Source organism: Glycomyces salinus (assembly GCF_016428645.1).
Taxonomy (GTDB): domain Bacteria; phylum Actinomycetota; class Actinomycetes; order Mycobacteriales; family Micromonosporaceae; genus Glycomyces; species Glycomyces salinus.
The window spans coordinates 1-26237 of the sequence record NZ_JAELXW010000124.1 but is presented as its reverse complement, the minus strand read 5'-3'; the positions used below and the strand labels follow the sequence as shown (position 1 = coordinate 26237).

The 26237-nt window shown below is 71.5% G+C and carries 22 protein-coding genes and 2 pseudogenes; 7 read left to right on the top strand and 17 right to left on the bottom strand.

Features of this window, described 5'->3' with window-relative positions; genetic code table 11:
- Both JFB92_RS22765 and JFB92_RS22760 read right to left on the bottom strand, forming a co-directional pair.
- Window positions 1-742: 1-phosphofructokinase family hexose kinase (locus tag JFB92_RS22765; protein WP_199043949.1), on the bottom strand; the 742-nt coding region annotated here is incomplete at its 3' end.
- A complete protein-coding gene (locus JFB92_RS22760; protein ID WP_199043951.1) occupies window positions 739-1503 on the bottom strand; it encodes a DeoR/GlpR family DNA-binding transcription regulator in 765 nt (254 codons plus the stop codon). The genes JFB92_RS22760 and JFB92_RS22765, both read right to left, overlap by 4 nt.
- Before the next feature lie 200 nt (window positions 1504-1703).
- Here JFB92_RS22760 and JFB92_RS22755 point away from each other — a divergent pair, with 200 nt between their 5' ends.
- A complete protein-coding gene (locus JFB92_RS22755; RefSeq protein ID WP_199043947.1) occupies window positions 1704-2216 on the top strand; it encodes an O-acetyl-ADP-ribose deacetylase in 513 nt (170 codons plus the stop codon).
- Window positions 2217-2226: 10 nt separating this feature from the next.
- On the opposite strand, the gene JFB92_RS22750 is transcribed toward JFB92_RS22755, so the two are convergent.
- A complete protein-coding gene (locus JFB92_RS22750) occupies window positions 2227-2421 on the bottom strand; it encodes a hypothetical protein (protein WP_199043945.1) in 195 nt (64 codons plus the stop codon).
- Window positions 2422-2518: 97 nt separating this feature from the next.
- The gene (locus JFB92_RS22745; RefSeq protein WP_199043943.1) at window positions 2519-4360 is read right to left on the bottom strand and encodes a hypothetical protein; all 1842 of its coding nucleotides are present in this window, start codon (window positions 4358-4360) and stop codon (window positions 2519-2521) included.
- A 219-nt stretch (window positions 4361-4579) separates the two neighbouring features.
- On the opposite strand from JFB92_RS22745, the gene ppdK reads away from it, so the two are divergent.
- On the top strand, window positions 4580-7279 hold the full coding sequence (gene ppdK / locus JFB92_RS22740; RefSeq protein ID WP_307789257.1) for a pyruvate, phosphate dikinase: 2700 nt from the start codon (window positions 4580-4582) through the stop codon (window positions 7277-7279).
- A gap of 6 nt (window positions 7280-7285) precedes the next feature.
- On the opposite strand, the gene JFB92_RS22735 is transcribed toward ppdK, so the two are convergent.
- Together JFB92_RS22735 and JFB92_RS22730 are read right to left on the bottom strand one after the other, a co-directional pair.
- The gene (locus JFB92_RS22735; RefSeq protein WP_199043939.1) at window positions 7286-7579 is read right to left on the bottom strand and encodes a hypothetical protein; all 294 of its coding nucleotides are present in this window, start codon (window positions 7577-7579) and stop codon (window positions 7286-7288) included.
- 213 nt (window positions 7580-7792) lie between these two features.
- Window positions 7793-8455, bottom strand: a complete 663-nt coding sequence (locus JFB92_RS22730; protein ID WP_199043937.1) for an NAD(P)H-binding protein — start codon at window positions 8453-8455, stop codon at window positions 7793-7795.
- 131 nt (window positions 8456-8586) lie between these two features.
- Here JFB92_RS22730 and JFB92_RS26740 point away from each other — a divergent pair, with 131 nt between their 5' ends.
- A complete protein-coding gene (locus tag JFB92_RS26740) occupies window positions 8587-10887 on the top strand; it encodes an autotransporter-associated beta strand repeat-containing protein (protein WP_199043935.1) in 2301 nt (766 codons plus the stop codon).
- Window positions 10888-10915: 28 nt separating this feature from the next.
- Here the strand turns inward: JFB92_RS26740 and JFB92_RS22720 are convergent, their stop codons facing one another.
- Both JFB92_RS22720 and JFB92_RS22715 read right to left on the bottom strand, forming a co-directional pair.
- Window positions 10916-12253, bottom strand: a complete 1338-nt coding sequence (locus tag JFB92_RS22720) for a M14 family zinc carboxypeptidase (protein ID WP_199043933.1) — start codon at window positions 12251-12253, stop codon at window positions 10916-10918.
- Window positions 12254-12371: 118 nt separating this feature from the next.
- Entirely contained in the window at window positions 12372-14366 is a 1995-nt protein-coding gene (locus tag JFB92_RS22715) for an elongation factor G (RefSeq protein ID WP_199043931.1), read from the bottom strand.
- 154 nt (window positions 14367-14520) lie between these two features.
- Between JFB92_RS22715 and JFB92_RS22710 the strand changes: the two genes are divergently transcribed.
- Window positions 14521-15366 carry an alpha/beta fold hydrolase gene (locus tag JFB92_RS22710; protein ID WP_199043930.1) on the top strand — a complete coding sequence of 282 codons (846 nt, stop codon included), beginning with the start codon at window positions 14521-14523 and terminating at the stop codon, window positions 15364-15366.
- On the opposite strand, the gene JFB92_RS22705 is transcribed toward JFB92_RS22710, so the two are convergent.
- Window positions 15352-16176, bottom strand: a complete 825-nt coding sequence (locus tag JFB92_RS22705) for an HAD family hydrolase (RefSeq protein WP_199043929.1) — start codon at window positions 16174-16176, stop codon at window positions 15352-15354. The two genes, JFB92_RS22710 and JFB92_RS22705, sit on opposite strands and share 15 nt — an antisense overlap.
- Before the next feature lie 112 nt (window positions 16177-16288).
- Here JFB92_RS22705 and JFB92_RS22700 point away from each other — a divergent pair, with 112 nt between their 5' ends.
- Window positions 16289-16903, top strand: a complete 615-nt coding sequence (locus tag JFB92_RS22700; protein ID WP_199043928.1) for a GyrI-like domain-containing protein — start codon at window positions 16289-16291, stop codon at window positions 16901-16903.
- On the opposite strand, the gene JFB92_RS22695 is transcribed toward JFB92_RS22700, so the two are convergent.
- From JFB92_RS22695 to JFB92_RS27200, 7 genes and pseudogenes are all read right to left on the bottom strand, one after another.
- A complete protein-coding gene (locus JFB92_RS22695) occupies window positions 16900-18066 on the bottom strand; it encodes an NUDIX hydrolase (RefSeq protein WP_199043927.1) in 1167 nt (388 codons plus the stop codon). The two genes, JFB92_RS22700 and JFB92_RS22695, sit on opposite strands and share 4 nt — an antisense overlap.
- 254 nt (window positions 18067-18320) lie before the next feature.
- Entirely contained in the window at window positions 18321-18938 is a 618-nt protein-coding gene (locus JFB92_RS22690; protein WP_199043926.1) for a class I SAM-dependent methyltransferase, read from the bottom strand.
- Between the two features lie 30 nt (window positions 18939-18968).
- Window positions 18969-20036, bottom strand: coding sequence for a rhamnose ABC transporter substrate-binding protein (gene rhaS / locus JFB92_RS22685; RefSeq protein WP_199043925.1), 1068 nt, complete (start codon window positions 20034-20036; stop codon window positions 18969-18971).
- Between the two features lie 28 nt (window positions 20037-20064).
- Window positions 20065-21063, bottom strand: coding sequence for an ABC transporter permease (locus JFB92_RS22680; protein ID WP_199043923.1), 999 nt, complete (start codon window positions 21061-21063; stop codon window positions 20065-20067).
- Window positions 21053-22087 (bottom strand): ABC transporter permease, encoded by a 1035-nt coding sequence (locus JFB92_RS22675; RefSeq protein WP_199043922.1) that lies wholly within the window; start codon window positions 22085-22087, stop codon window positions 21053-21055. The genes JFB92_RS22680 and JFB92_RS22675 overlap by 11 nt, the downstream gene beginning before the upstream one ends.
- Window positions 22084-22758: pseudogene (locus JFB92_RS27205) on the bottom strand (ATP-binding cassette domain-containing protein); the annotation flags it as partial. The pseudogene JFB92_RS27205 and the gene JFB92_RS22675, both read right to left, overlap by 4 nt.
- 324 nt (window positions 22759-23082) lie before the next feature.
- Window positions 23083-23571 (bottom strand): annotated as a pseudogene (locus JFB92_RS27200) (ATP-binding cassette domain-containing protein); the annotation flags it as partial.
- A 305-nt stretch (window positions 23572-23876) separates the two neighbouring features.
- On the opposite strand from JFB92_RS27200, the gene JFB92_RS22665 reads away from it, so the two are divergent.
- Window positions 23877-25079 carry a sulfotransferase family protein gene (locus tag JFB92_RS22665; protein WP_199043920.1) on the top strand — a complete coding sequence of 401 codons (1203 nt, stop codon included), beginning with the start codon at window positions 23877-23879 and terminating at the stop codon, window positions 25077-25079.
- Here the strand turns inward: JFB92_RS22665 and JFB92_RS22660 are convergent.
- The gene (locus JFB92_RS22660) at window positions 25076-25600 is read right to left on the bottom strand and encodes a GNAT family N-acetyltransferase (RefSeq protein ID WP_199043919.1); all 525 of its coding nucleotides are present in this window, start codon (window positions 25598-25600) and stop codon (window positions 25076-25078) included. The genes JFB92_RS22665 and JFB92_RS22660 overlap by 4 nt on opposite strands.
- A gap of 136 nt (window positions 25601-25736) precedes the next feature.
- On the opposite strand from JFB92_RS22660, the gene JFB92_RS22655 reads away from it, so the two are divergent.
- Window positions 25737-26201, top strand: a complete 465-nt coding sequence (locus tag JFB92_RS22655) for a hypothetical protein (protein WP_199043918.1) — start codon at window positions 25737-25739, stop codon at window positions 26199-26201.
- Window positions 26202-26237: the final 36 nt, after the last annotated feature.

Below are 26237 nucleotides of genomic sequence, written 5' to 3'. Positions count from 1 at the left end.
CGACGGTGCTGGCCACGGGCCGGGCCGCGGGGGCGAGGGCGTGGTGGACGCCGCTCGCGTCGACCAGGAGCGCGCCGTCGGCGCCGAGGCTGGCCAGGACGGCGGCGGCGCCGCGGCCGCGGAGGATCTCGGCGGCCTTCACCGCGTCGCCGAGGGTCGCGACGGGGACGCCGGCGGCGGCGGCCAGCTCCTCGCGGTTGGGTTTGACCAGGTCGGGCGCTGCGGCGAGGGAGGCTTCGAGGGCCGGGCCGGAGGTGTCGACGGCGGCGCGGGCGCCGGAGGCGTGGACGCGGGTGACCAGGCGGGAGTAGAAGTCGTCGGGGGTGCCCGGGGGCAGGGAGCCGCAGCCGGCGATCCAGTCGGCGCCCTCGACGATGGCGGCGTCCAGGAGGGCGCTCATCTCGGTCCCGCTGAGGCGGGGGCCGAGCTCGTTGAGCTTGGTGACCGTCCCGTCGGCTTCGGCGACGGTCAGGTTGCTGCGGATCGGGTCGGCGATGCCGACCTCGTAGAACGGGACGTCGGCCTCGGTGAGCAGGCCGACCAGTTCGCTTCCGGCGTGTCCGCCGGAGGAGAGGATCGCGCGCGTGGCCAGGCCGTTGGCCACCAGCGCGCGGGAGACGTTGACGCCCTTGCCGCCGGGGTCGACGCGGTTGCCGGTCGCCCGCTGGACCTGGCCGCGCCGGAGCCGGCCGACCTCGATGGTGCGGTCGAGGCTCGGGTTGGCGGTGAGGGTGACGATCATGCGAGCACCACTTTCAGGTCGGCGGCCTCGAGGTCGGCGACCACGCCATCGTCGAGGCCGGTGTCGGTGATGAACGTGTCGACCTGGTCGAGGGAGCCGAAGCGGGCCAGGCAGTCGTTGCCGACCTTGGTGTGGTCGGCGACGACGACGGTGCGGCGGGCGGCGGCGATCATGGCGCGCTTGACGGCGGCCTCGCCGGTGTCGGGGGTGGTCAGGCCGCGCTCGATCGACAGGCCGTTGGTGCCGATGAAGGCCACGTCGACGTAGGTGTCGGCCAGGGCCCGCAGGGCCCAGTCGTCGATGGCGGCCATGGTGCGGCCGCGGACTTTGCCGCCGACGATGAGGACGGTCAGGCGGGGCTTGGCGGTGGTGAGCGCGGAGGCGATGGCGACCGAGTTGGTGACGACGGTCAGTTCACGGTCGGCCGGGAGCGCGTCGGCGATGCGGGCGGTGGTGGTGCCGGAGTCGAGCAGGACCGCGCCGTCCTCGGGGACCTCGGCCAGGGCGGCTTGGGCGATGCGCTCCTTGGCGGAGGTCTGGACGGTGTCGCGGGCGGCGACGGTCGGTTCGAAGCCGAGGCGTTCGAGGGGGATGGCGCCGCCGTGGACCTTCCGGAGGATGCCGCGGGCTTCCAGGGCGGTGAGGTCGCGGCGGATGGTCTCGGTGGTGACCTCGTAGTCGGCGGCGAGCGCGCCGACGTCGACGCGGCCCTCGGCGCGCGCCCGCTCGGCGATCAGCTGCTGGCGTTCCTCCGCGAACATGTGTTGTTTCACCGCCGTTTCGATTGGCTTTATTTTGTTATACATGGTTACTTGTGGCATTGTCAACGGCAGGTCGCGTCCGGGGGCGGCGGCGATTCACAGGAGTCCCCTTGACCTCGCAGGCTACTGCCGGGACTGGCCGAACACGGCAAAACCGACACCCGCGCATCAAGCCCGTTCCCACATGTTTCAATGCCGGTATGGGCATCACGATCATCGACGGCGACATCACCGGGCAGCGCGTCGACGCGATCGCCAACGCCGCGAACTCCACGCTCATGGGCGGCGGCGGGGTCGACGGGGCGATTCACCGCAAGGGCGGGACGACGATCCTCCAGGAGTGCAGGCAGCTGCGCGAGACCCAGTTCCCCGACGGCCTGCCGACCGGGCAGGCGGTGGCCACGACCGCCGGGAGGCTCCCGGCCCGCTGGGTCATCCACACCGTCGGCCCGGTCTACTCGGCAACCGAGGACCGGTCCGAGCTGCTGGCCTCGTGCTACCGCGAGACGCTCAGGGTCGCCGACCACCTCGGCGCCGACTCGATCGCCTTCCCGGCGGTCTCGGCCGGGATCTACGGCTGGCCGGCCGACTCGGCCGCCGAGATCGCCCTGGGGGCCGTGCGCGAGGCCGAGAGCGCGATCGACGACATCCGGTTCGTCCTGCTCGATCCGGTCGTCCTGGCCGCCTTCCAGCGCGTCGCGGCCGAGCCCTGACGGCGGGGGCTCAGTCCTCCTCCTGGCCGTCCTTCGGCCGGGCCAGGAGGGCGATCGCCGCCACCGTCGCCAGCAGCAGAGCGGCGGCGACGTAGAGCGGATCGACCGACATCAGCGCCCCCAGGCCCTGGGCCGCGAACGGGGAGACCATGGCCACGACCACGGCCAGTGCGATCCACTTCGAGTGGCGCTGCAATCGGCGCATTTGGGCCTCCTTTTCCGCTACCAGCCTAGGCCAGAGGCCGGGGGGATCAGCCGCGCATGACGTGGACCCGTCAGCGGGTCTGAGCGGTTCGGCCGCCTCAGTTGGTGCGCGTGTTGGGAAGGTGGTCGCCGAGGTAGCCGATCCAGATCCTGCCCGTCGCTCCCCCGGCGTCGTCGAGGAAGTGCATGCGCGGGGCCGGGGAGCCGACGCGCTGGAGCTTGATGTGGGAGGGCATGTAGACCTGACCTGTCGGGTCCACTTCGGTCGGCACGCGGAAGGTGCGGGCCCGGCGCATCCGGGGGTTGACCGAGACGGACTCGGACTCCTTCATGGACACCATGCTCGGGGTGATCGAGGGCCGGCCGGGCAGTGGGCGGCTGCACCAGTCGTGGAAGCCGCCGCTGAAGCGCTCCTCGGCGCGGGCGGTCGCGTAGGCGTCCAGGGCGCGCAGGGCGTCCCATGCCTTGCCGGTCCAGCGCGCGCACTTGCGCGGGTAGGTCACGTCCAGTTTGGCGGCCTCGGCGTCGACGCCCTCGGCCAGTTCGACCCGCGGCAGGCTCTGCCGGGCGCGCATGACGACCTCGGTGAGGCTGGCGGCCTCCCAGACCTCGACGGGCGAATCGAGTCCGTAGACCGGGTCGGCGTGCTCGGCGAGGCGGCTCTCGAGCCAGCGGATGCGCTCCTGGGCGCGGCGCTCCTCCTCCAGCAGCAGCTCGTAGTCGAACTCGAGCTGGTCGTACTCCTTGCGGAGGCGCTCGGCCTCGCGCTGGTCGCCGCGGGCGGCGCGGCCGGAGCGGGGGCCGGCCTGCTCGAGCAGGCGGGTCAGGGCCGCCAGGTGGGCCGAGGAGGTGCGGACCAGCCGGGCGGTCTCGGGGTCGGAGCCGCGGGCCATGGCCACCAGGGCCTCCATCAGGCCGTCGTCCAGCTTCTCCGAGACCGCCTCGGCGACCCGGTCGGCCAGGCGGTCGGCGACGGACTCGACCGCGTCGGCCGCGGCGGGCTCGGCCTCGGTCCGGGCGGGAGCAGGCTCGGCGGGGACGGCCGGTCGGGCACGGGAGACGGCGATCCTGGCCGGGGTGGGCGGGGCGGCGTGCAGGTCGGACGGCGCGGCCTGCCCGGCCAGGATGCGGCCGACGCGGGCGTCGGCGCGGCGGACGTCGGGAGGCAGCGGGCGGCGCGCGGCGTAGTCCATCACGCCGTCGATGACCACCCCGAGGGCCCGGGCGCCCTGGTCGCGGATGGCCCCGCCGCCGCGGACCGGGTGGCGGGGCGCGAAGGTCTCGCCGCCGGGGTGCAGGCCCGGGAAGTAGGTGCGCAGGCCGCCGCCGAAGACGGTCAGCTCCTCCCCCAGCCGCCGGTTGAACCGGTCCTGGGTCTGGACGTCGTAGAGCCGCACCACGATCGCGATGCCGGTCAGGGCCTCGGCCAGGTGGCGGGCGTGGCCGTCGACGACCTCGGGGTCGGCGCGGTCGACGGTCATGACGATGACCGGCACGCTCCGGTCGGGGTGGGCGAGCCAGCCGCAGAGCCGGTCGACCTCGGACTGGTCGAACACGTGCGGGGCGGCCTCCAGGGGGACGGCGCCGTCGCCGGCCCGGGTCGTGTCCAGGAACCGGGCGACCACTTCGGGAGCGCGGACCGGCTCGGCGCCGGGAGACAGGTCGCCCTCGACGGCGAATGAGACCCAGTTCTCTTCCGGTCGGCGACCCAAGGCCCAGGTCGCGACGGTGCGCATCCGGCCCGGACCGGTAGGGACGTCGCGGACGTAGCGCCCGCACACCTCGGTGTCGGCCAGGGTGACGCGGGTGCGGCCCTTGGACCGTTCGAGGCGCGCCGAGCCGTCGTCGTCGACCGGGGCCCAGGCGGCGAAGCACCGGCGCAGCCTCGGGCCCAGCCGGTCGCCCGGGTCGCGCAGGACGGCCCGGTAGAACAACGTCATGGGTGCCTCCATTCGTCCATGCTCGATGTTGAGGCAAGATGTTACTGCAGGTCTCACCGCTTCCCCTCCTTCAAATCCAATAGGGACGATGAAGGTCGCGGCCCCGGTTCGCCTCGCTTCCGGGGAGAATTCCGCACCGCCGAATGCCCGCAGTCCCCGACCCCGGCCGCGAATCCGCGTTTCAATGAATGCAGCACGATTCGAACGGGGAGGTCAGCCGTGCCGACCAGCGAAGAACACCGATTCGTGTACGAGTTCCGCGAAGGCGACCGGACCAAGAAGGACCTGCTCGGAGGCAAGGGCGCGAACCTGGCCGAGATGACCAACCTCGGGCTGCCGGTCCCGCCGGGCTTCACCGTCACCACCGCGGCCTGCCGCGCCTACCTCGCCCACGGCGACCAGCCGCCGGGCCTGAAGGCCGAGATCGACGACCACCTGCGCCGCCTGGAGGAGGCCAGGAGCAAGCGGCTCGGCGCGGCCGACGACCCGCTGCTGGTATCGGTCCGCTCCGGCGCGAAGTTCTCCATGCCCGGGATGATGGACACCGTCCTCGACGTCGGCCTGACCAACACCTCGGTCCCCGGACTGGCCGCCGAGACCGGCTCGGAGCGGTTCGCCTGGGACTCCTACCGGCGGCTGATCCAGATGTTCGGCACCACCGTCATGGGCGTCGACGCCCGCGAGTTCGATCGCGCCCTCGAGGACGCCCGGCGGGAAGCCGGGGCCGAGACGGACGTCGACCTGGGCGTCGACGGACTCAAGGCGCTCGTGGCGACCTTCAAGGACCTCGTGCGGCACCGCACGGGGCGCGAGTTCCCGCAGGACCCCGCCGAACAGCTCGACCTGGCGGTGCGGGCGGTGTTCGACTCCTGGAACACCGAGCGGGCCCGGGTCTACCGGCGGCGCGAGCGCATCCCCCAGGACCTGGGCACGGCCGTCAACGTCATGTCGATGGTCTTCGGGAACCTGGGCCCGGACTCCGGGACCGGGGTGGCCTTCACCCGCGACCCGGGCACCGGCGCGCCGGGCGTGTGGGGCGACTACCTGCCGAACGCGCAGGGCGAGGACGTGGTGGCGGGCATCCGCAACCCGGTGCCGCTGGCCGACCTGGAGGCGATCGACCCGGTGTCCTATCGGGACCTGCTGCGGGCGATGGAGACGCTGGAGGGTCACTACAGGGACCTGTGCGACATCGAGTTCACCATCGAGCGCGGCAAGCTGTGGATGCTTCAGACCCGGGTCGGCAAACGCACCGCCGCCGCGGCCTTCCACCTGGCCGTGGAGTTCCTCGACCAGGGCCTGATCGATGAGGCCGAGGCGCTGGGCCGGGTGACCGGCGACCAGCTCGCGCAGCTGATGTTCCCGCAGTTCGCCCACCGGTCCCGGCCCGAGCCGATCGCCTCCGGCGTGCCCGCCTCGCCGGGCGCGGCCGTCGGCGAGGCGGTCTTCGACTCCAAGGCCGCGGCCGAGCGTTCCGGGCCGGTGATCCTGGTGCGGCGCGAGACGAACCCGGAGGACTTGCCGGGCATGATCGCCGCGGCCGGCATCCTCACCAGCCGGGGCGGCAAGACCTCGCACGCCGCGGTCGTGGCGCGCGGGATGGGCAAGACCTGCGTGGTCGGCACCGAGGGGCTCAAGGTCGACACCGAGGGGCGGCGCTTCACCGTCCCGGGCGGGATCGAGGTACGAGAGGGCGACGTGATCTCGATCGACGGCACCACCGGTGCGGTCTACTCCGGAGCCGTGGAGGTCGCCGCCTCTCCGGTGGTGGAGTACTTCGAGGGGCGGCTCGACGCCGCGGACGCCGGAGGGGTCGTGGCCGCGGTGGCGCGCATGATGGAGCTGGCCGACCGGCACCGCGGGATGGGCGTGCACGCCAACGCCGACACGCCGGAGGACGCCGAGCGGGCCAGGAGGTTCGGCGCCGCCGGGATCGGCCTGTGCCGGACCGAGCACATGTTCCTGGGCGAGCGGCGCCGGTTCGTCGAGGACCTCATCCTGGCCGAGTCGCGGGCCGGCCGGGACAGGGCCCTGGCCGAGCTGCTGCCGCTCCAACTGGAGGACTTCGAGGGGATCTTCGCGGCGATGGACGGGCTGCCGGTGACGATCCGGCTGATCGACCCGCCGCTGCACGAGTTCCTGCCGGACCTGACCGACCTGTCGGTGCGCGTGGCGCTGGCCGAGGAGCGCGGCCGGGTCGACGAGGACCAGGCGCGGCTGCTGGAGGCGGTGCGGCGGCTCGACGAGCAGAACCCGATGCTGGGCCTGCGCGGGGTGCGCCTGGGCCTGGTGGTGCCGGGCCTGGTCGCGATGCAGGTGCGGGCGATCGCCGAGGCCGCGGCCGCGCGGATCCGGGCCGGGGGCGAGCCGCACCCGGAGGTGATGGTGCCGCTGATCGGTTCGGTCCACGAGTTCGAGCTGATGCGCTCCGAGATCGAGCGGGTGGTCGCCGCGGTGTCCGAGGAGACCGGCGTCGCGGTGCCGGTCAAGATCGGAACGATGATCGAGCTGCCCCGGGCGGCCCTGACGGCCGGCCCGATCGCCGAGTCGGCCGCGTTCTTCTCCTTCGGCACCAACGACCTGACCCAGACGGTGTGGGGCTTCTCGCGCGACGACGTCGAGGGCTCGTTCTTTCCGGCCTATCTGGAACTGGGGGTCTTCGAGGTCTCGCCGTTCGAGTCGCTGGACGAGGAGGGCGTGGGCCGGCTGGTGTCGATCGCGGTCGAGGAGGGCCGGGCGGCGCGCGACGACCTCATCGTGGGCGTGTGCGGGGAGCACGGCGGCGATCCGGCCTCGGTCAGGTTCTTCGACCGCATCGGCCTCGACTACGTGTCCTGCTCGCCGTTCCGGGTGCCGGTGGCGCGGCTCGAGGCGGGGCGGGCGGCGCTGGCCGGGGAGGCCGCCGACGCCTCCCGCTGAGTCCGGTCAGGACTTCCAGAACTTGGTGGCCCGGCTGATCAGGGAGTCGCGATCGGAGCGGCGCAGGTGCTTCTCGAACTCGAAGTTGAGATAGCTCGACGGCGAATTGGAGTCCATCCGGATGACGTTGCCGAACCAGCGGCCGGGCGCGCCGTCGACCAGTTCCCAGACCCCGACGGTCTTCTCTCCGGGCGAGACGGTCAATCGGATGTGGTGACCGGCGATCTCGAGGTCCTCAGTGCGCACCCAACCGGAATCGGTCGGGTCGGGATACCCACTCGGGGCTTTCGGTCGGCTCATCGGCGCGCCAGCCAATCCTTGCATTGATGACATTCCGGTCTCCATGATCGCAGACCACTGTATGCACGCAAGTGACGCACAGCGTGATACCGGACTGCGCGTCTACAGAATAGCGACCGAGGCAACAAGGTTGTCAGTCGGATCGGTGACCCATGACCGAACGCGATCACCCCGTCGGCGTGCGTGACCGCCCGCCGCGACTCGGACCGGGTCTCATTCGGAGGCCAAGGACGCCACGGCGGCGTCGATATCGTCCTCACCGCCCACCAACTCGAGTGTGCGGCGCGAGATAGAGCCGGTCTCGAGGAGGGCCGCCAGGACCGCCGCGACATCGCCCCTGGTCACTTCGGAGCGTCCGACGCCGGGCTCGCCGAGGGTCACCTTCCCGGTGGGCTCGTCGTCGGTCAGGCGCCCGGGTCGCAGAATCACCCATTCGAGGTCACGCGCGCGCAGGTCCTCCTCGGCGCGCGTCTTGGCCTCGATGTAGGCGGCCCAGACCTCGCCGCGCGAGGTGTCGGGTTCGGCTCCGGCGCCCATGCTGGAGATCTGGAGGAAGCGGCGCACCCCGGCCCGCTCGGCGGCGTCGGCCATGAGGGCCGAGGCGGCGCGGTCGACGGTGTCCTTGCGTTCGGCCCCGCTGCCGGGTCCGGCCCCGGCTGCGAAGACGACCGCGTCGACCTCTTCGAGCAGACCCGAGACGTGCTCGACGTCGGCCTGTTCCAGGTCGCACACGACCGCGCGGCCGCCGAGGGCCGTGACGTCCTCGACGTGGTCGGGGTTGCGGACCAGTCCGGTGACCGAGTGGCCGTGGGGGGCCATGATCTCGGTGAGGCGCAGGGCGATCTGGCCGTGTCCTCCGGCGATGACGATGTTCATGGTTTGCAGGGTAGTCCCCTCGGCCGACGCCGCGAACCGATCGGGCCGAACCGGCCCGGCGGCCGGGCGCCGCGCGGGGGACGCGGCTCCCACCGAGAACCGATGATAATCAACGGGTACTTTGTTGAATCGTGAAGCTTTCTCGCCTCTCGGGGCCGCCGCTGTGGCCGCGCCTGCTGCTCGTCGCGCTCCTGGCCGTCGCACCGATTCCCCTGGCCGCCACCCCGGCACAGGCGGCCGAGGACATCACCGACCGCGTCCGCGCCGGCGAGGACATCGAGCTGGACGGCGACGCGCGCGTCGATCTGGCCGGCGGCGAGGAGATCACCTACGGCGGCGTGATCTCGGGGACCGGCACGTTCACCGTCGGCGGCGACGGCAAGCTCATCACCACCGCCGACAGCGACTTCCAGATCCCGGCCGACCGGCGGCGGCAGACCGTCGAGGCCCGCGGCGAGCCGTGGTGGTGGAGCACCATCGAGGACCCCGACCCGCCGGCGGTCACCGTCGAGGCCGGGGCAACGCTCCAGTACGGGGACGGCGAGGGCACGACCGGCACCATCGGCCACTACCCGTACGACCTGCCGGAATTCGACTGGAACGCCCTCAACCACCACGTCGACGGCACCTTCATCGTCGCCGTCCACGGCATCCGCTACCACCCGGGGAACCTCTCGGGCTCGGGCCACATCGTCCAGCCGCGCCACACCTGGGACGGCCTGTCACTGGCCGGAAGGCACACCTTCTCCGGCACCCTCTACAACGGCACCGCCCTGCACTACAGCCAGCGCCAGTTCCTGTCGACCATGCCCGAAGTGGACACCGTGCTGAACCAGGGGTCGTTCATCATCGACACCCAGGAGGGCAACGACACCGTCCTCCACCAGGACTTCTATTCGCGCGAGTGGGGCAACGACATCAACTTCCACTCCCAGATCTTCGGCAGCCGGGTCATCATGACCGGGGTGTACTCGTGGGCCGACTCCGGCTCCGACCAGGATCCCTCGCTCTCCGACCCCGGCCTGAACTACCAGGTCGTGGCCCACAACCACAACAAGCGCGGGATCAACGTCGAAGGCGCGTTCGTGCAGTGGGGCGACGGCACCGACGACCGGTTCTTCCTACCGGGCAACCGCGACACGATCTACATCAACATGCACGAGCGGCGGATTCGCAGCCACCTGGTGTTCGACTACAACGGCCCGGTGACGCTCTCGGCGCCGATCTCGGGCGGGATCTACCACGACACCATGGACGCCGCCGGGCAGGGCGATGTCACGATCGCCGGGACGCCCGGCAACGAGGTCACCTTCGCCGACCAGCAGAACTACAACGGGGCCACCACGATCGAGACCGGGGCCGTGCTGCGCCTCGGCTCGGGCGAGGACGGCGGCGACGGCTGGCTGCTGACCGGCACCGAGCTGTCCGAGGTCGTCGACGACGGCGCGCTCGTGGTCGCCAACGTCGACACCGACATCGACCTGTCCCGCGTCTCCGGTTCCGGATCGCTCGAACTGGAGGGCCCGGCGACGCTGACGCTGACCGGCGACACCTCGTACACCGGGCCCACGACCGTCTCCGGCGGCACCCTGTCGCTCACCGGCGGGACCATCGCCGACTCCGAGCGCCTGGAACTGTCCGGAGACGACGCCGTGTTCGACGTCTCCGAGGCCGGGGACCAGACCGTGTCCGACCTCGCGGGCGTGGCCGGCAGCGTCGTGGCGCTGGGCGCGAACGCCTTGACCGTCGCCGGCGGCGAGGACTCCGAGTACGCCGGGGGCTTCGAGGGCGAGGGCGGACTGGTCAAGACCGGGGAGGCGGCCTTCACGTACAGCGGCGCCAGCGCCGCGACCGGGACCTGGACTGTCGAGGAGGGCGCGCTGGTCCTGTCCGCCGCCGAACTCGGCGGCGATCTGGAGGTGGCCTCGTCCCTCGGTGTGGCCGAGCCCAGTTCGGCTGCCGGGGACCTGTCGATGGCCGAGGGTTCGGCGCTGACGGTGGGCACCGAGGGCGGCGTCGCCGTCGACGGCGACGCCGCGGTGTCCGGGACCTTGGCGGTCGACTACGCCGAGGGCGACCCGCTTCCGGCCGAGATCCCGGTCGTCACCGCCGACGGCGAGATCACCGGCGCCTTCGACGGGCTCGGCGACGGCGCCGAGGTCGACGTCGGCGGCACCGCCTACCGGATCCGCTACGAGGACGGACGGGTGGTGCTGCGCACCGACGCCCCGAGCGAAGGCGCGCAGGACGACGACTCCGCGGCCGCGGGCACGGACGGGTCGGGCCCGCCGACCTGGACCTACCTGGCCGGCGGGCTCGCCCTGGCGCTGCTGCTGGGCCTCGGACTCCTGGGGTACCTGCTCCTGCGCCGCCGCCGCTCCGGAAAGGACGACGCCACATTGGAACTGGACATCATCGACCCCGCCTCCTGAGACCGCTACAGCGACCGAGGCTGGAGGTTCAGCCTCCGTAGGGGGCCGCGGCCGCTTCGGCCGCGGTCATGAGGGCGCCTTCGTTCTCCGGCCACAGCCGGTCGTCGACGCATCGGTAGGCCGGGAAGAATCCGCCGCAGGTTCCGAATCTGCCTCCGATCTCGAAGGTGTAGGAGGCGATGCCGAACTCGCCGTAGGTGAAGTCGTCGGTGGTGCCGCTGGCGCCGTAGCCGACGGTCTCGGAGGCGGTGCCCACGAGGTAGCCGTTCGAATCGGACATCGCCTGGCCGAGCGATCGCGTGGCGGCGTCGTTGGGCGCCGTCCGGTCGGTGTGTCCCCAGGGGATGATGATGTACTCGCCGTAGCTGTGCAGGCTGATGAAGACATCGCGGGCGTCGTCGGGGGCCGGGGCGTCGAGGCCCTCTCCGCGCTGGTCGGGGTGGATCGAGCCGAGCCACTGCTCCAGCGCCCGGGTCTCGGGCTCGGATCCGGCCGCGGGGCCCTGGTAGGTCTGTCCGCACGGGTAGGTCGAGTCGTCGCCCCACGCGAAGGTGGAGTTTCGGTTGAGGTCGATGCCGTGGCCCGAGCCACCGCAGGTCCCGTTTGAGTCGTTGACGTTCTTGCGCTGGAGGATCGGGTTGTCTCCGCCGGAGGCGACGACGTCGACGCCGTCGGGGTTGGCGACCGGGACGATCCACATCTCGGTGGTGTCCATCAGGTCCGTGACGGCCTCGTCGGTGCCGTACCCGTTCACCAGCTTCTCGATCCAGCGCCAGGCGACTTCGCCGGTGGCGATCTCGCGGGCGTGGATCTGGGCGATGAGGGTGAAGCGCGGCTTGGCCGAGTCGGGACTGCGCTCGCAGTCGCCTTCGGTGACGGCGGTGACGCAGACGGCCCAGATGTCGTGGCCGCCTTGGCCCTGGGTCTTGAGCCAGGAGTCGCCGATGTCGTAGAGCCTGGTGAGGTCGGGATGGTCGGCGGCGATCTTCTCGAGGTCGGCCTCGTAGGAGTCGACGGTGCGGTACCCGCCGTAGTAGGTGCCGTCCTGGGCGGCGGCCGGGGCGAGGTCCTTGTAGACGGTGTCGTGGAACTCGGGGTCGAAGCCGAGGTCGCGCAGGTCGTCGGCAACGGTGCCGTCGCCGACGACCAGCACGCCGCCGTCGGGGTCCTGGTGGGCGACGTCGAAGCCGCGGGCCAGGAGGTCGGCGGCCTGCTCGGCGGTCAGGCCGTCGAGGCTCCAGGTGACCGGGTCGGCCGTCTCGGGTTCGGCGGGGTCGGCCTGCGCGGTGACCGCGACGGTCGCGGTGGTGGCCGCGGCGAGCGCGATCGCCGCGCAGGCGGCGGCGAACCTTCGCTTGGATTGCATGCGTCCGTTCCTTTCTCGACGCGTCCGGGGTGTGGACGCGCGGGGGCGACAAAGTGAGGATTAATCATACAGATCGCTGCAATTCAGATCAATTCATCTCATTCGGACAATCGGCCGCTCAGCGTCCGGCGACGCGGCGGACCACCGCCAGGAGGTACTCCTCTCGGTCGAGCGGGTTGGCGTCGGTGCGTTCGCGTTCGGGTACGGCACCGGTGACCGGCCGGTAGTCCTCGAAGGCGCATTCGACCGCGCCCTCGCCGCGGGTCAGCGGCGGCAGGCGCTGCTGGAGTGCGTGGACCGAGACGGCCGGTACCAGGCCCTCCAAGGTGTAGGCGTCCCCCTTCGCCCGCGGCGCTTCGGGTACGGCCCGCAGCTTGGTGAGCATGGCCAGGACCGGGCCGAGGGCGTCGGCCGGAAGGTCGAGGCGGAACCGGTGGATCGGCTCCAGCACCTCGGTCCCGGCCCGCCGCAGCGCGTCCATCAGGATCAGCGGCGTCAGGCCGCGGAAGTCCCCGGCCGTGGAGGACATGCTCTTGTCGAAGGTGCCGTGTGCGTGGCTCTGCCGCGCCCAGTAGCCGGCGTGGGTCATGGTGACCGCGCAGTCGCGCACCTGCCAGCCGCGCAGCCCCTGGGCGAGCGTCTGGTGGACGCTCTCCTCGACCGCGGTGAAGAACGCCGGCGGCATCGAGCCGAGCTCGACGCCGAGTCCGAACGCGGTGCCGGTCCCGGCCGGGGCCGGGTCGATCCGCAGTCCGACCGTGGCCAGGAACGGATTCCCTTCGGCGGCGATGAACTCGGCGGCCTCTCCCGATCCGGCGAGCCGTTCGACGCAGATGACGGTGCTCTCCTCGAACCGGACGTCGAGCCCGTGCTCCTCGGCGAGGGTCGATCCGATGACCTCCTTCTGGACCTCGCCGTACAGCGAGAGCGAGAGCCGGGAGCGGATCGGGTCGCGGCGCAGCCCTATCAGCGGGTCCTGTTCGGCCAGTCGGGCGAGCGCGGTATGGAGCGCCCCGCGGTCGGCCTCCTGCTCGGGGACGACGACGGTCTCCAGTGTGGGCGGCGCGAAGTGCTCCTTCGGCCCCTTCGGGGTGCGGCCGATCGCGTCGCCGATGCGGGCCGATTCCAGGCCGCAGAGCTTGGCGATCCGCCCCGCCTCCGCGGCGTCGCCGCGCCGCTCGCCGCCGTCGTCGAACACGCCGACGGCGGTCACCTTCCCCTCCCCGGACTCCCCCACCGCGATCCGATCGCGGACGCGGACGGTGCCGGAGAACAGGCGGGCATAGGCGGTCTTGTCCCCGGCCGGGCCGCGCTCGATCTTGAAGACCGTCCCGGACAGGGGCCCGTCGGCGTCGCCCGCGGCGGCCGGGAGCAGGTGGCGGATGCCTTCGGCGAGGTGCCCGACGCCCTCGCCGGTGGTGGCCGAGCCGAAGTAGACCGGGTGGATCAGCGCCCGGCCGGTCTGCGCGATGAGTCGGCCGCGGATGCGGTCGAGGTCGACCGCGCGCTCGTCGCGGACGTACGCCGCCAGCAGTTCGTCGTCGCGTTCGGTGAGCAGGTCGGTCAGTTCGGCGATGAACGCCTCGTCGGTGCGGGGCGTGGAGCGGATTCGGGCCCGCTGGCCGCTGATCCGCTCGACCGCGGCCATCGCGATCGGCGCCGCGCCGAGCCGCAGCCTGAGGTCGTCGAGCAGATCGCCGTGCCTGGCTCCGACGCGGTCGATCTTGTTGACGAAGACGAGCGTGGGGACGCCCAGGCGCCGCAGCGCCCGGAACAGGATGCGGGTCTGCGCCTGGACGCCCTCGACGGCGGAGACGACCAGGACCGCGCCGTCGAGCACGCCGAGGACGCGTTCGACCTCGGCGATGAAGTCCGGGTGTCCCGGCGTGTCGATGAGGTTGACGGTGCGGTCGCCGAGGGCGAAGGAGACCACCGCCGATTTGATGGTGATGCCGCGCCGGCGTTCCAGCGCCAGCGAGTCGGTCCGGGTGCTGCCCTGGTCGACGCTGCCGACCTGGTCGATGACGCCCGCCTCGTACAGGAGGCGTTCGGTCAGGCTGGTCTTACCGGCGTCGACATGGGCCAGGATCCCGAGATTGAGAAAGCGGTGCAACAGTCATGTCCTTCATGTGGTCCGTGGTGCCTTTCGTCTGGGACATGAGCTGTGGCAGCAAGGTTCGGCGCTCCTTCGTCGGTCGGACTCGCGGCCAGTCCAGCAGACCTCGTTCACGGGCGCAATCGGTTTTCGATGGGATAGCCTGCGTTGGATGCGAGAGCTACTGGGATCACTGGACCGAGAATTCGACTGCCACGGGCGGACGGTTCGCTGGGACCGGTTCGGGACCGGCCCGGCGGTGGTGTTCTGCCACGGCACACCGTGGTCGTCGGCGCTGTGGCGGCCCTTCGCCGAGGCGCTGGCGGGCGACTACACGGTCCACCTGTGGGACATGCCCGGGTACGGGCAGTCCTCGATGGACCCCGGGCACGCGGTCGGCCTCGACTTCCAGGGGGAGGTCTTCGCCGCGCTGCTCGCCCACGCGGGCCTGGAGCGCCCGCACGTGGTCGCGCACGACTACGGCGGGGCGGTGTCGCTGCGCGCGCACCTGCTGCACGGGGCGGACTACGCCTCGCTGGCGCTGGTCGACGTGGTCGCGCTCGCGCCGTGGGGTTCAGAGTTCTTCCGGCTCGTGGCCGAGAACGCCGAGGTGTTCTCCCGGCTCCCGCCGCACATCCACGAGGGCGCCGTCCGCGCCTACGTCGGCAGCGCCTCCCACACCGGTCTGACCGCCGCGCAGGAGGACATGCTGGTGGCGCCCTGGCTGGAGCCGCGAGGCCAGGCGGCCTTCTACCGCCAGGTCGCGCAGGCCGACCAGCGGTTCACCGACGAGGTCGAGCCGAGGTACGGCGAGATCGGCATCCCGGTGAAGGTGATCTGGGGCGAGGACGACACGTGGATCCCGGTCGACCGGGCCCACCGCCTGGCGGCGGCCATTCCGGGTTCGAGTTTGCGCCTCATCGGCGGCGCGGGCCACCTCATTCAGCTGGACGCGCCGGTGGAGCTGGCCACAGCCCTCCACGGCTGGCTCGCCTCGGTGGCCTTAGCGTTCGCGTGAGGTGGAAGCCGCCTCCTCGAGCTGGGCCTCGATGACCTCGGCGACGCCGTCGTCGTCGTTGGAGGCGGTCGTCGCGGTCGCGGCGGCCACGACCTCGGGGTGGGCGCCCGCCATCGCGTAGGAGCGGCCCGCCCAGGCCAGCATCGGGACGTCGTTCGGCATGTCGCCGAAGGCGACCACGTCGGCGGCCTCGAAGCCGCGCTCGGCGCACCAGGCGGCCAGGCCGGTGGCCTTGTTGGTGTCCGGGGCGTTGAAGTCGAGCATCCCGAACTCGCCCCAGTGGCACATGTCGAGGCCGCCCAGGTCGGCCCCGCGCACCGCCTCGGCCATCTCCTCGCCGGTGAGGCCGGGGTCGTAGACCTTGAGCTTGACGGCCTGCTCGACCCTGTCGAAGACCTCCCCGGCGGTCTCGACGAACTCCCAGTGGGTGCCGCGGACCAGGTCCTCGTAGGGGCCCTGGCCGACGATGCCGGTGCCGGTCTCGGCGGCGAAGACCGCCCCCGGCAAGGCCGCGGCGATCGCCTCCGCCGCGCGGCGGGCCAGCGCCAGGTCGATCGAGCGCCAGATGCGCATCCGGGCTTCGAGAGGCTGGTAGAAGACCGCGCCGTTGGCGCAGATGACGGTGTCCGCCAGGGGGTGGAGCTCGGGCAGGATGTCGACGCCGTAGGGCGTGCGGGCGGTGACGGCCACGACGGCCATGCCGCGCTCGCGGGCCGCGGCCAGCGCCTTGCGGGTCCGCTCCGACAGCGTCCGGTCGTCATTGAGGAGGGTGCCGTCCAGATCGGAGGCGATGACTGCTGGTGTCCGCACCATGTGATTATCGCTCAAGCCCGATCCGCGCCGCGCCCCGCCCGGCGCGGCCGGGATGTCGGTTGCGGGCGGTAGGTTTACCGCGGCCGGGACCGCCGAGCAGAGGAGCAGGATGGCCGCCTACGACGTGAAACGCGAACTCAAGGCGCTCTATGCGCCCAAGAACACCTCATGGGAGCTCGTGGACGTGCCGCGGCAGCGGTTCATCGCCGTCGACGGCCGCGGCGACCCGAACACCGCCGAGGACTACGCCCGGTCGGTCGAGGCGCTGTACGCGGTTGCCTACACGCTCAAGTTCGCCTCCAAGCGGACCGAGGTCGGGGACTTCGTGGTCGCGCCCCTGGAGGGGCTCTGGTGGGCCGACGATCCGCGGGCCTTCACCGCGCGGGACAAGGCCGCCTGGCGCTGGACCATGATGATCTGCCTGCCGGACCGAGTCGACGACGAGGCCGTCGCGGAGGCGAGGGCCGCGGCGCTGGCCAAGAAGGGAAACCCCGGGATCGAGCGGGTCGAACCCAGGGTCCTCCACGAGGGCCGGAGCGCGCAGGTGCTCCATGTCGGCTCCTACGACGACGAGGGCCCTATCCTGGCCGAGCTCCACGAGCGCTACATGCCCGAGCGCGGCCTCGGATTCGCCGGGCACCACCACGAGATCTACCTGAGCGACCCGCGCCGGACCGCTCCGGAGCGGCTGCGGACGGTGCTGCGCCAACCGGTCGGCGGTTAGCGGTCGGTCTCCCCGGCGCGGGCGGCGAAGGCGGCCGGGACGCGGTACTGGTGTCCCCTGAAGAAGTCGATGGAGTCCAGTTCGTCCTCGCCGGCCCACCGGTACTCGGTGGCCTCCAGTTCCTCCAGCCGGATCGGCTGCTCGGGGGCGATCATCCGGGCGGCGAAGCACATGATCATGGGCACGCGGGAGTCGGCGTAGCCGACCTCGCGCTTGTCGAAGGCGCACACCAGGCCCGTCAGGGCCACGTTGAGCCCGGTCTCCTCGGCGGCCTCGCGGACCGAGGCCAGGCCGACCGGTTCACCGACCTCGGCCGCTCCCCCGGGCATGGCCCACTGGCCGGTGTCGGTGCGGCGGATGAGCAGGATCCGGTCCCGGTCGTCGAAGATCGCGGCGTCGGCGCCGGTGGAGACGCAATCGGCGGAGATGTCGCCGCAGTGGACGCGCTCGTAGGGGCCGTCGATCTCGGCGGTGTCGCGGCACAGGGCCAGGATGCGTTCGTGGCGTTCGCGCGCGTAGACGTTCTCGGCCGCTTCCAGGGACTCCTCGCTGAGCGCGGCGACCTTGGCGAGGATCGCCGCTGCGGCGGGCGTGACCGGCAACGGGTCGCGCGCGATGACCTCGACGGCGCTGTCGACCGGCGGCAGCGAGGGGATCTCGCCGTCCAGGTCGGGGTCGGTCGGCGCCAGCGACGCCAGCTCGGCCGCGGCCTCGGTCGAGTCCAGTGGGGTGTCGGTCTCGTAGACCAGCAGGTAGGTGTGGGGGCAGGGCAGTCCGGCCAGGTCGGTGTCGGCGATGCCGGCGACCTCGCCGGCCATGTCGGTCCGCAGCGCCATGGCGACGTTGGCGAGCCGCAGGCTCAGGGTCTCGAATCCGCCGCGGAGGCGGCGCCGGTGCACGACGGTCCGGCCGTCGGCGCATCTGACGCGGAGCTCGGTGCCGGGGATCGGGGTCCGCAGGTTCCGGTCGCGGTCGAAGACCGCTTCGATCCCCTTGCGGGGCCGGGGGTCGACCTCGGACAGGAGGGCGGCGGCGTGGCGTCGGATCTGGTGCAGTCTCGCGGTCTCGGCCTCCCCGGATCCCCAGAACAGTCCGTTGGCGGCCTCGGCTCGCAGGATTCCCGCGGCTCGGGCCACGGCGCTCGCCTCTCGCTGGTCGGTCATCGGTCTCCTTCGCTCAGACGGTTCTTCGGCCCGCTGCGGCTTGCGGGCGTCGATGAGGTATTTTCCATCATGCATACGGGCGTATAACTCCCAAATATACGCAGGCCGGACATGCGCAGCCCGCAGCGACGATCATCCTGTGTAGTCGCGCCTATCCGAAGAGTTCCCTGAACTCCGATGTATGCTACTGCTTCCAGGGCCGGGCCGGTCCTTGGCAGACGTGATCTCGACTCACGTGTTCTGGCTCGAGAGATTCAGCGCCGCCGCAGTGACAGGCCGTGGAAGCCCAGTCCGGTGTAGTCGGTCTCCCGTTCGCGGACGTCGAGCACCTCGAAGCGCTCGGCGGCGATCCGTTCGATCGTCTCGGAGGTCATCAGCGAGAAGAACCGCTTGGGCTCATAGTGGTCGTCGGGCCAGACGCCCTCGGAGTCCTTGCCGCCGTATTGGCCCCAGTAGAACAGCCCGCCGGGCCCGAGGACGCGTTCGACCTGGTCGAGGACGCCGGACAGGTCGGAGCGCGGGACGTGGAGCAGGGTGTTCATGCCGAATACGGCGTCGAAGGCGGCGTCGGCGAATTCGAGCGCGCCGAAGTCCATCACGTGCGCGTCCAGGCCCTTCGCGCGGCAGTGGGCGACCAGTTCGGGCGACAGGTCCACGCAGGTGACCTCGAAGCCCTCGTCGGCGAAGTAGCGGCCGCTGACGCCGTGTCCGGCACCGATCTCCAGCAGGCGGGCCGCTCCGGCTTCGCGCAGGCGGGCGGCGAAGCCGGAGCGCTCCTCGATCTTCCATTCCTGGTCGTCCATGTTCGCGCGCTGATCGGCCGCGTTGTCGTACGAGCGCCGGAGGTCGTGTTTGACTTCGTCGTATTCCATCGCCCGATAATGGCACGCCTGTGCGGAAGACTAGAAGTCGAATTCGTCGATGTTGTCGGCGTTGAAGCGGGTGGGAGGGCCGAGGGTGACCACGCCGTCGGCGCCGACGGTGTACTCGCCCAGCTCGCCGGCGGTGAAGGTCTCGCCCTCGGCGCCGGTGACGATGCCCGACGCCGCCGCGGCGCCGGTCCAGGCGGCCAGTTCGCCCAGCGCGGTCGGGTCCCACAGCGCGAATTCGGTGACGGTGCCGTCTTCGATGTACTCGCGCATCTGGTTGGGGGTGCCGAGGCCGGTCAGTGCCACTTCGCCCTGGTATTCGGAGCCGGAGAGGTAGCGGGCGGCGGCCGCGATGCCGACGGTGGTCGGCGAGATGATCGCCGACAGGTCCGGGTTGGCCTGGAGCAGCCCCTGGGTCTCCGAGAAGGACTTCTCGTCCTCGTCATCGCCGTAGACGACGTCGACCAGTTCGATGTCGGCGTAGTCGGGGTTGGAGTCCAGTTCGGCCTCGATGACCTCGATCCAGGCGTTCTGGTTGGTGGCGTTGGCCGTGGCCGAGAGGATCGCGACCTCGCCGGCGCCGCCGATCTGCTCGGCGGTCATCTCCAGCAGGGCCAGGCCGACCTCGTCGCTGTCGACCTGGCTGACGAACAGGTCGCGGCAGCCGGGGTCGACGTCGGAGTCGAAGGTGACCACGACCGTCTCGGCGTCCCTGGCCTGGTCGAGCGAGGAGCACAGCGCGTTGGGGTCGTTGGCCGACAGCAGGATCACGTCGGTGGCCTGCTGGCTGAGGGTGTCGATGTAGCTGACCTGGGAGGAGGCCGAGGCGTCGGAGGGGCCGGTGTACTCGTAGGTCCCTTCGAGCTCGGTCGCGACGGCCTCGGCGCCGGTGCTGGAGGCCTCGAAGTAGGGGTTGTTGACCGACTTGGGGAGCATGGCGAACGACAGGCCGGTCTGGATTTCGGCGTCGGGGTTGGCGGTGGCGTCGGTGCCTGGGCCGCCGTCGTCTTCGTCGTCGCCTTGGGTGGTGCCGCCGCAGGCGGCGAGGAGGGCGGCGGTCAGGAGCGGGACGGCGAGTGTGAGGATCGGCTTGCGGGACATGGGTTCTTCCCTTCCACGTGCTGGTGTTTCAGGCGGTGCGGCGGCGTCTGGCTCTCAACGTCCGGCGCGCGGAGGCGGCGAGGTTGGGAGCCAGGACGGCGACGATGAGCAGGGATCCGGTGACGACGGTGAGGGCTTCGGTGGAGACGTGGGCCAGTCGCAGGGCGTTCTGGAGGGCCGTCAGCAGGACCACGGCGGCCAGGACGCCGGGGAGGGCGCCCTTGCCGCCGAAGATGGAGACGCCGCCGAGCAGGACGACGGCGACCACGGTCAGTTCGAGGCCGAAGGCGTTGTCGGCGCGGGCCGAGGAGTAGCGGAGGGTCCAGAAGACGCCGGTGAGACCGGCCATGGACCCGGAGACGACGTAGAGCCAGAATTTGAGGCGGCGCACCGGGACTCCGGCGTAGGCGGCGGCGACGGGGCTCGCGCCGGCGGCGTAGACGGAGCGGCCGACGGGGGTCGCGTGGAGGACGAGTCCGAAGACCGCGGCCAGCGCGGCCAGGGGTATGAGCACGTTGGGGATCGGACTCTCTCCGATGGTGCCGAGGGTCCAGGAGGTGAAGTCGCGGGGCCAGTCGGCGACGGCGGTGTCTCCCAGGAGCACGTAGGACAGTCCGCGGTAGAGGGCGAGGGTGCCGATGGTGACCGCCAGGGAGGGCAGGCCGAATCCGGCGGTGAACAGGCCGTTCACCGCGCCCAGGGCCGCCCCGAGGAGGACCGCGGCGGGCATGATGGTCTCCAGCGGTATCCCGGCGTTCCACATCACGCCCATGGCGGCGCTGGTGAGGCCGACGGTGCTGGCCACGGACAGGTCGATCTCGCCGGTGGTGACGATGAGGGTCATGGCCAGCGCGAGCAGGAGGATCGGGGCGAGGTCGAGGACGATGTAGCCGAAGTTGCGGGCGGTCCCGAAGTGCTCGACTGAGGCGGCGGCGATGATCAGGAACGCGGCGGTGGCGGCGATGACGGCCGCGTCCCAGGTGGCCAGCGGGCGCATGAGCGCCGATTCGCGGAGTCTAGTCGGCATCGGCGGCCGCCTTTCTTCGCAGGGCGCGGGCGGTGCGGGCCCCGACCAGCCGGTCGAGGGCGATGGCGGCGAGGATGAGGGCGCCGACGATGGCCTGCTGCCAGAACTGGGAGACTGAGAGCACCGGCAGGGCATTGTTGATGACCGCGAGCAGGAGCGCGCCGAGCCCGGCGCCGACGACGGTGCCCGAGCCGCCGAAGATGGCGACGCCGCCGACCACGACGGCGGCGACGATGTCGAGTTCGAGTCCGTATCCGGCCGAGGCGTCGACGGTGCCGAATCGGGCGGCGTAGAGGACCCCGCCGAGGCCGGCCAGCGCGCCGCAGGTGACGTAGGCGCCCATGAGGCGGCGCCCGGCCGGGATGCCGGACAGGCGGGCGGCCTCGGGGTTGGATCCGAGGGCGTACAGGTCGCGTCCGGATCGGTAGCGGGACAGGAACACGGCGACGACGGCCAGGACCGCGACGGCGAGCGCGAACAGGTAGGGGACGCCGAGGACGGTGCCCGACCCGAAGTCGAGGAAGGCGCCGGGCAGGTCGGAGGCGTTGATGCGGGAGCCTCCGGCGACGAAATAGACCACGCCGCGGAACACGTAGAGGGTGCCGAGGGTGGCGACCAGGGGCGGGACTCGGCCGAAGTGGACGATGGCGCCGTTGACCGTGCCGCAGGCGGCGCCGACGGCGAGTCCGGTGAGGATCGCCAGCGGCACCGGGACGCCGACCGAGCTGAGCAGGCTTCCGGTGAGGTAGGCCGACAGGCCCAGGACCGAGCCGACGGACAGGTCGATGCCGCGGGTGAGGACGACGACGGTCATGCCGGTGGCGAGCAGCACGGTGATCGCGGCGGCGAAGAGGAGGTCGCGCAGGGACTGGGCCGAGAGGAATCGGGCATTGACGGCGGTCGTGGCGGCGACGAGGGCGGCCAGGGCGAGCACGAGTCCGAGGGCGCGGAAGCGCAGGACGAGGTCGAGCGCGGTCGATCCGGTCCGGGCGGTCGCGGCGGGGCGTTCGCCGAGGGCGGTCATGCGGGGGCCTCCTGTCCGGTGGCCAGGCGCATGACCGATTCCTCGGTGGCCCGGTCGCGGTCGAGCTCCCCGGCGATGCTGCCCTCGCGCATGACCAGGACGCGGTCGGCCATGCCGAGGACTTCGAGGAGTTCGGAGGAGACCATGAGGACGGCGACGCCGTCGGCGGCCAGGTCGGACAGGAGCCGGTGGACCTCGGCCTTGGTGGCCACGTCGATGCCGCGGGTCGGCTCGTCGACGATGAGGACCTTCGGGTCGGTCGAGAGCCATTTGGCGAGCACGACCTTCTGCTGGTTGCCGCCCGAGAGGGTTCCGGCCGCGTCATGGAGCGAGCCGTAGCGGGTCCGGAGTCGGGCGGTCCATTCGGCGGCCTCGCGGCGCTCGGCGCGTCCGGTGAGGAATCCGAAGCGGGCCAGGCTTTTGCGTCTGACGAGGGTGGCGTTTCGCATGATGGACAGGTCGAGCAGCAGGCCCTGCTGGCGGCGGTCCTCGGGGACCAGGGCGACTCCGGCGGCCATGGCCGCCTGCGGGCGGCCCGAGGGCAGGCGCCTTCCGTCCACGCGCACGGTGCCGGAGTCGCGCGGCTCGATGCCGAACACGGCTTGGACGACCTCGCTGCGGCCGGCGCCGACCAGTCCGGCGAGGGCGACGATCTCGCCGGCCCGGACCGAGAAGGAGACCTCGCCGGCGAGGCCGCCGCGGCGCAGGCGGTCGACTTCGAGGACGGCCGGGCCGGGTTCGGTGCTCCGGTGCGGGAACATGGCTTCGAAGGAGCGGCCGACCATGCGGCCGATCAGTTCGTCTACGGTGACGGCGTCCATGGGGTCGGTGGAGACGTGGGCGCCGTCGCGCATGACCGTGACGCGCTGGCACAGGGCTTCGACCTCGTCGAAGCGGTGGGAGATGAACAGGACCGCGGTCCCGGCCTCGCGCAGGCCCTCGACGACGCCGAAGAGGCGTTCGGCCTCGACTCCGGAGAGCGCGGCGGTGGGCTCGTCCATGACCAGGACGCGCGCGTCGACCGATATGGCTCCGGCGATCTCGATCAGCTGCTGGTCGGCGATGGACAGGCCCTTGGCGGGGCGGTCGGGGTCGAGGGCGACGCCGAGCCGTTCGAACAGGGCCGCGGCCCGGCGGTTCATCTCGGCGCGGTCGATCATGCCGAAGCGGCCGCGCGGCTGGCGTCCGATGAAGATGTTCTCGGCGACGGTGAGGTCGCCGAAGAGGGCCGGTTCCTGGTAGATGACGGCGATGCCGGCCGCGGCGGCAGCGGCGGTGCCGTCGAACTCGACCCGGCGGCCGTCGATCTCGATGCTTCCGGCGTCGGGCCGGTAGAGCCCGGCGAGGATCTTGATGAGGGTGGATTTGCCGGCGCCGTTCTCCCCCACCAGGGCGTGGGTCTCGCCGCCGTGCAGTTCGAGGTGGGCGTCGGTGAGCGCCTTGACGGCGCCGAAGCGCTTGGCGACGCCGCGGAGCGCGGCCACCGGCACCGCCGGGCCCGGGTCGGGTTGGATTTCAGCGGCCAACGACGCCCCCAAACGCACTGAATCGTTTCAATATCTAAGTATCGAAAACTTTACACATCTGATGGGCGCGCGGTCAATACCCCGCGACGCTCCGATATCGACTCGACACCCCGGTCCCGCTTCCTTCGATCACGGCGGACGCACGGGCCCGCCGGTGTCAGGTGGGGCGTGTGGGAGACTGAATCGCACTTCACTCTGCTCCCCTTGAAGCACAAGCAGATCTGCGCCTCGCGCGCTTCGGTGAGATCGAGAGGATGTCCGCCATGCGACGTGTCGCCCGCTGGGTACGACCGGTGAACGCGATGATGGCCCCCGCGCTGGAGCGGTCCCTGCGCGACCCCGACCGCGTCTTCGACCGGATGCTCGCGCGCGCCGAGAAGGCCGGCGGCGCGACCGCGGCGATCGACCCGGCGTTCATCGACGACTCTCGCGAGCTCCTCCACCGGTTCGCCCGCGAGGAGACCGTCTCCTACATGGGATGGATCGGGACCCGCACCGAACTCCAGATGCGCCTGGAGAACCGGCTGCGCATCCGGCGCCTGATCGCCGAGAGCCCCGAGATCACCTCGGAGCCGATCGACCGGCCGATCGTGGTCGTCGGACTCCCGCGCACGGCGACGACCCTGTCGCACAAGGTGTTCGCCCACCCCGAGGGCAACCGGGCGCCGCTGACCTGGGAGTTCCAGCACGCGGACCGGGCCGACGCCGACCCGGCGGAGCGGGCCAAGCACTTCAAGCGGACGCAGCGGCTGTCCAATACGGTCAAGTACATGCTGCCGGTGTGGCCGGTGATCCACCCCAGCAGTGCCGACACCCCCGAAGAGTGCGTCTTGGCGCTCCCCCACGGCCTCCACTGGCTGACCCGCTTCCGGATGCCCGGCTACCGAGAATGGCTGGCCGACCGCGACTTCGTGCCCGACTACGCCTACCTCAAGCAGTTCCTCCAGGTCCTTCAGCACGGCGACCGGCCCCGCAGGTGGGTCCTCAAGTCGCCCTTCCACCTCTACAACCTGGACGCGCTGCTCAAGGTGTTCCCCGACGCCGCGATCGTGTGGACCCACCGCGACCCGCAGACGGTCCTGGGATCCTTCTGCTCCCTCGTCGAGACCGGGATGGCGGCCGCCAACACCGAATACGACCCGGCCCGCATCGGCGAGGACTGGCTCGACATCCTCTCGTGGATGGTCGAGCAGGGCCGCCACGCCCGGACCCGGATCTCGCCGGACCGACTGATCGACGTGTCCTACCACCAGCTGACCGCCGACCCGTACGGCCAGCTCCCCGGCATCTTCGAGCGCCTCGGCCTGACGTGGACCGAGCGGGAGGAACGCAACCTGGCCGATGTGCTCGCCCGCCCGGGGATGCGCCGCTCGCACGAGTACAGCCTGGCGTACTACGGCCTCGACTTCGACCAGGTGGACCGGGCCTTCGGCGACTACTCGAGGATGGTCGCGGCCATGCGCTAGCGCCGACGGGGCAGGTCCAGGGAGTACCAGTCGTGGACCCCGCCCTCGGCCGAGCGGCGGCCTGCGGCCGTGAATCCGGCGCTCCGGGCGACGGCCGCCGAGGGGCGGTTGGCCGCCTCGCAGCGTATGGCGGCGCGCGCCGCGCCGGCGCGGTGGGCGTAGTCGCAGGCCAGCAGGACGGCCCTGGTGGCGATGCCGCGCCGCCGCCAGGCGGCGTAGATCCCGTAGGCCAGATTGACCTCGCCGGGACGCAGGTACGGCTGGTCGAACTGGACGTCCATGGTGCCGACCAGTACCCGCTCGCGCCCGTACCGCACCCCGAAGTGGTGCACCGGACCGTCCTCGGCCCAGGCCCGCTCGCAGCCGCGCAGGTACTCGCGCAGTCCGTCGGGTTCGGACGGTCCCCCGGTGAGCCAGCGGACCAGCTCCTCGTCCTCCCCGGCCAGGTGGGCCTCGAAGTCGGCGGGGCCGAGCGGCCGCAGCGCCACCGGCCCGTCGTCTGGGAATGCCGCGGTTCGCATGCCCCCAAGCCTCACCCGAAGCGGCCACGAGCACAAATGAGATCTGAGCCACTGTCACACGCCGGACATTCGGGTTGACCGGGGACCGATTCGGTGCTGCGCTGGAGGTGGCGTTCGGAATTCCGGGAGGTTCAGAATGCGAAGCCAGACCTCGACTCCGCTCTCGCGCACCGGCGGCCTGGTCACCTTCGGCGGCTCGCTGCTGGTCGTCGGCTCGATGTTCCTGCCCTGGGCCCACGCCGGACCCTCCGGTGACGTCGACTTCTGGCACCTGACCAGCGTCGACGCCGTCGCCCGCGACGCGGGCGCCTACCGCCTGTCGATGGCGCTGATGCTGCTCCTGGCCGCCTGGTGCGCCCTCTACTTCGTGTGGCGGTCCAACGACAGCCGCCTGGCCTGGGCCTTCGGCGGATTCGCGGGCGCGATGATGCTCTGGGGAGGGGACATCCGCGTCAGCGGCGATCTCCCGGCCTCCGCGCTCGCCTCGGGGGAGACCGTGGCCGCGATCGGCGTCCTGATGATCATGGCCGGGACCGTCTACGCCTTCGCCAAGCACGTCCTCGCCTCCAACCGGGCGTCCGTGCCAGGCGTCAGAGGCTAGGCGGAGTCGCGGACGACCAGTTCGGTCGGGAGGACG